4 protein-coding genes and 1 pseudogene are annotated in these 4,164 nt (G+C 62.4%); 3 read left to right on the top strand and 2 right to left on the bottom strand.

Annotation, left to right across the window (positions count from 1 at the left end):
• A partial coding sequence (locus R3280_RS16105; RefSeq protein WP_318999628.1) for an MOSC domain-containing protein occupies window positions 1-225 on the bottom strand: 225 nt, incomplete at its 3' end.
• A gap of 240 nt (window positions 226-465) precedes the next feature.
• Here R3280_RS16105 and R3280_RS16100 point away from each other — a divergent pair.
• The 3 genes from R3280_RS16100 to R3280_RS16090 all read left to right on the top strand — a co-directional run bounded on the left by R3280_RS16100 (window position 466) and on the right by R3280_RS16090 (window position 3,887).
• A complete protein-coding gene (locus R3280_RS16100; RefSeq protein WP_318999627.1) occupies window positions 466-1,269 on the top strand; it encodes an enoyl-CoA hydratase in 804 nt (267 codons plus the stop codon).
• A 58-nt stretch (window positions 1,270-1,327) separates the two neighbouring features.
• Window positions 1,328-2,023: a pseudouridine synthase gene (locus R3280_RS16095; protein WP_318999626.1), complete on the top strand. Its 696-nt coding sequence runs from the start codon at window positions 1,328-1,330 to the stop codon at window positions 2,021-2,023.
• A gap of 76 nt (window positions 2,024-2,099) precedes the next feature.
• A complete protein-coding gene (locus R3280_RS16090; protein ID WP_318999625.1) occupies window positions 2,100-3,887 on the top strand; it encodes a sensor domain-containing phosphodiesterase in 1,788 nt (595 codons plus the stop codon).
• A 34-nt stretch (window positions 3,888-3,921) separates the two neighbouring features.
• On the opposite strand, the pseudogene R3280_RS16085 reads toward R3280_RS16090, so the two are convergent.
• Window positions 3,922-4,164 (bottom strand): annotated as a pseudogene (locus R3280_RS16085) (allophanate hydrolase); the annotation flags it as partial.

The following is a 4,164-nucleotide window of genomic DNA, read 5'->3' as shown; positions in this document are numbered from 1 at the left end:
CCGGAAGGTCTTGCCTTTCAGAGCCAGCAGGTTCAGGCCCGAGACCACGATGTTGCGCCGGAAAACCTCCGGCCCGATGGCGTCCCTGTGCAGGCAGGAGGCGATGGTATCGATGTGCTCCTGCTGGATCAGGGTGACCTGCCGTTTGCTGGTCTCGCGGCCTTTGAAGCGGTCGCCCTCCAGGCCCTGGCCAGGTGTCACGGCGACGCTGGTGAGTGCCTGCATGGCCTCGCCGCGGGCGGGGCGAACACCAATCCATTCCACTCGGCCGCTTTGGGGCAGGGTGTTCAGCAAAGTTTGCAGTGGAGTTTGTCGGGGCGTTTCTTCAGCCATGTAATCAGGTCTCGTTGTAGTGATCTCTCGATTGGTCAAAGATAACATTGTTGCCGGTCCCGATTTGCCTTGATGAATCGTACCGACTCGCTCCCGATCTGCTACAGCAAACGCCGAGGCCGGAGGCCCCAGATGAACGAAGCCAAGACGGATATATCCGAACCTCAGGTTCTGCAAACCAGCCAGGATGGTATCACTCACCTCACGCTCAATCGGCCTGAGCGTCGCAACAGCCTGTCCCTGGCCATGCTGGAATCCCTGTCCGGCATGCTGGCACGGGTTGCCAAGGACCCCGACACCCGCGTGGTGGTGCTGGCGGCGAAGGGCAAGGTGTTCTGCGCCGGCCACGACCTGCGGGAAATACAGGGCGAACTGGACCAGAAAGCGGCATTGCAGGAGCTGTTTACGCTCTGCAGCAGGGTCATGCAGCAGATTGTTGATCTGCCACAGCCGGTGATTGCGAGGGCCGCCGGCGTGGCTACCGCCGCCGGCTGCCAACTCATCGCCAGCTGTGACCTGGCGGTGGCTTCCGAATCCGCCCGCTTTGCCACGCCCGGGGTCAACATCGGGTTGTTCTGCTCCACGCCCATGGTGGCGTTGTCCCGCAATGTGTCCCGCAAGCACGCCATGGAGATGCTGCTGACCGGCGAGATGATCAGCGCTGACCGGGCCGAGCGGATCGGCCTGGTCAACCGTGTGGTTGCGGAGGACGACCTTGACCGGAGCATTCACGAGCTCGCCTCAACCATCGCCGCCAAGTCCAGCCATACCCTAAAAATTGGCAAGCAGGCCTTTTACCGGCAGCTGGAAATGGGACTGGCGGAGGCTTACGAGTATACCTCCGAGGTCATGGTCACCAATCTCGGCGCTCAGGATGCGGAGGAAGGCATCTGTGCGTTTCTGGACAAGCGGTCACCGCAATGGCGGGACCGGTGATTGGATCGGAGCTCTGCTCAACAAGCAGTCGGAACATTTTTTCTGAGGTGCCTGATTCATGCGGCTTGATCGGCTCATCTGCAAACTCTCCGGCCGCAGCCAGAGTTCAACCCGTGACCTGATCATGGCGGGTCGGGTGGGGGTTGATGGGGCCATTGCGCTTGCCCCCGGCCATGCCGTCGACAAGTTCTCGCAGGTCACGATCGATGGCCTCTGCCTTCAGGACCGGCCCCGGCACTACCTGATGCTGAACAAACCCGGAGGCTATCTCAGCGCCACCATTGACCCCGTCCACCCCACCGTCATGGAGCTGGTGCCGGCCGAGCTGCGGGCCGCGCTGCACATCGCCGGCCGGCTGGACCGGGCCAGCACCGGGCTGTTGCTGCTCACCAGCGATGGCCGGTGGTCCCGTAGGCTTACCGAACCGGGCGCAAAGAAGCCCAAGGTCTACCGCATACGCACACTGGAGCCGCTCAGCCTGGCGGCGGCGGAGCGCTTTCGCCAGGGCATTTACCTGGCCCGGGAGGGCCTCACCACCAGCCCGGCGCAGATAGAGCGGCTGGGCAGCCACGAGGCCCGAGTGACCATCTATGAGGGAAGGCATCACCAGATCAAGCGGATGTTTGCCGCAGTGGGAAACCAGGTGACGGCCCTGCACCGGGAACGTATGGACGCCATTGCCCTGGATGATTCCCTGGCACCCGGCCACTGGCGGCGGCTGACCCTGTCCGAGGTGGCCTCGGTCCGGCCATAATCTGGACGCGGGTTTCGGCGCTGACTAGGCTGAGATAACTCAATCACGCAAACAGAATTCACCTTAAGGATGCGGCATGTCGGACTACGAACGTCAACGGCTTTATACCCTCAAGCAGTTGAACATTCTGGATACGCCGCCCAGTGAGGCGTTTGACCGTATCACCCGGATGGCCGCCCGTTTTTTTGATCTGCCTCTGGCCGCGGTTTCACTGACCGACGAGAACCGCCAATGGTTCAAGTCCCGCATCGGTACGGATTTGACCGAAGTGCCTCGCCATCGATCTCCCTGCAGTGACGTATCCGCCCAGCAAGAGTTGGTGGTGATCGAGGACTTTCTGGCCTCGGATTTCTACCGCGCCAGCCCGCAGGCCGAGTTGGGCATGCGATTCTACGCCGGCGCGCCCCTGAAGACGCGGGACGGCTATACCCTGGGCACTCTCTGCGTGCTGGGACCGGAGCCCCGTACAGCCTCCCGCCAGGAGCTGGACAGCCTGCTGGATCTCAGCGCCATGGTCATGGCGCAGATCGAACTGGGGCATGCCCTGGGTCGTATCGATCCCATCACTTTGTTGCCCAATCGTAGTCAGTTCGCCGAAGATCTGGAAGATCTGGCACGGGATCACCCCGACGGCCAGTACAATGCCTTTTTTATCGAGTTGGGCAGCCTGATGCAGCTGGATACGGTGGCCCGGGTCCTGGGCCACAGCCAGCTCGACCAATTTGCCCGGGAAGGGGCGCGGCAGCTGGACAGATTGATCGGTGACGACCGAAAGCTCTACAGTGTGGGCGTCTGCCAGTATCTGTTTCTGCAGAAAACAGAAAACGAGAGCCAGGGCAAGGCGGAGGCAAAGCAGTTGAACCACCAGTTGAGTCGGGTGTCGCTGGGGAGCAATCTGGCCATTATCGTCCGGCCGCGATTCGGCATCACCGCTTTTTCACCGGGTCAGGTGCACGCTGACGATATCATTCGTCACGCCCAGAGCGCGAGTCAAAATGCGCGGCAGTCAGAGTCTCCAGTAGCCACCTTTTCGCCAGCGATGGACCGGGAGCAGCAACGTCATTACCGGTTGCTCAATGATATGCACCGGCTGCTCCAGGATGGCAACGAGCAGTTGCGGCTGGTGTTCCAGCCGCGGGTTGCCCTGGCCACCGGCGAGTGTGTCGGTGCCGAGGCGCTGCTGCGCTGGGACCACCCGGAGCTGGGTGCCGTCGCACCCGCGGAGTTCATTCCGCTGATCGAGGGCACCCCCATGGCCAGGCACCTGACCCGCTGGGTTCTGGATGCCGCTATTGGCCAGGCTGCGGCCTGGGCCGAGCAGGGCATGGCATTGCGGATATCCGCCAACGTCATGGCTTCAAATTTCCGGGAGACCGCTTTTACCAATGAAGTGGTCAAACGGCTGCGTCGGTGCAATCTGCCCGCCAGCGCTATTGAGCTGGAACTGACCGAAACCGCGTTGATGGGCAACAGCCGGGTGGTGAGAAGGCAGCTCAGAGCGTTGTCCAACGCCGGTGTGCGCCTCGCTATTGATGACTTTGGCACCGGCTACAGCAACCTGGCCTACCTGGTGAATGTGCCGGCGGATGTGCTGAAAATCGATCGGGTGTTCAGCTCGGCAGAGGGCAGCAAACGGCGTGACGCCCAGATCATGATGCTCAAGGCCATCATCGACCTGGCCCATGGCATGGGTTACCAGACCGTGTCCGAAGGCTTCGAGCCGGCCTCAATGGGAGAGACGCTTGCCGAGCTGGGCTGCGACGAGGCCCAGAGCTTCTCAATCTCCAGACCTCTCGGCCCGGAGCAGTTCCGGGACTGGTACCTGAACCAGAGAACCGGTAATGCCAGAGCCGCAGGCCACTAGCCAGGTGCCGTCAGGGCTGGGCCCATCGGCCCCCTCATCGCACAGCCGGGTCCTGCCAGATGCTGAGCCGGTGCCGGAAAATCGCCTGCCGGGCCTCCGCCGTTCCAACGTCGGACAGGTAAAACCGAACGGCTGAGCCGGGGCCACGCTGGGCCAGCTCACCGGCGTCCAGGGCGCTGATGCAGCCGATCTTGGGGTAGCCGCCGATGGTTTGCCGGTCCCGCATCAGTACGATGGGCTGACCGTCACTGGGCACCTGGATGGCGCCGTAGGCGAT

Source organism: Marinobacter sp. (assembly GCF_033722195.1).
Classification (GTDB): domain Bacteria; phylum Pseudomonadota; class Gammaproteobacteria; order Pseudomonadales; family Oleiphilaceae; genus Marinobacter.
This window is presented reverse-complemented; position numbering and strand designations above follow the sequence as displayed.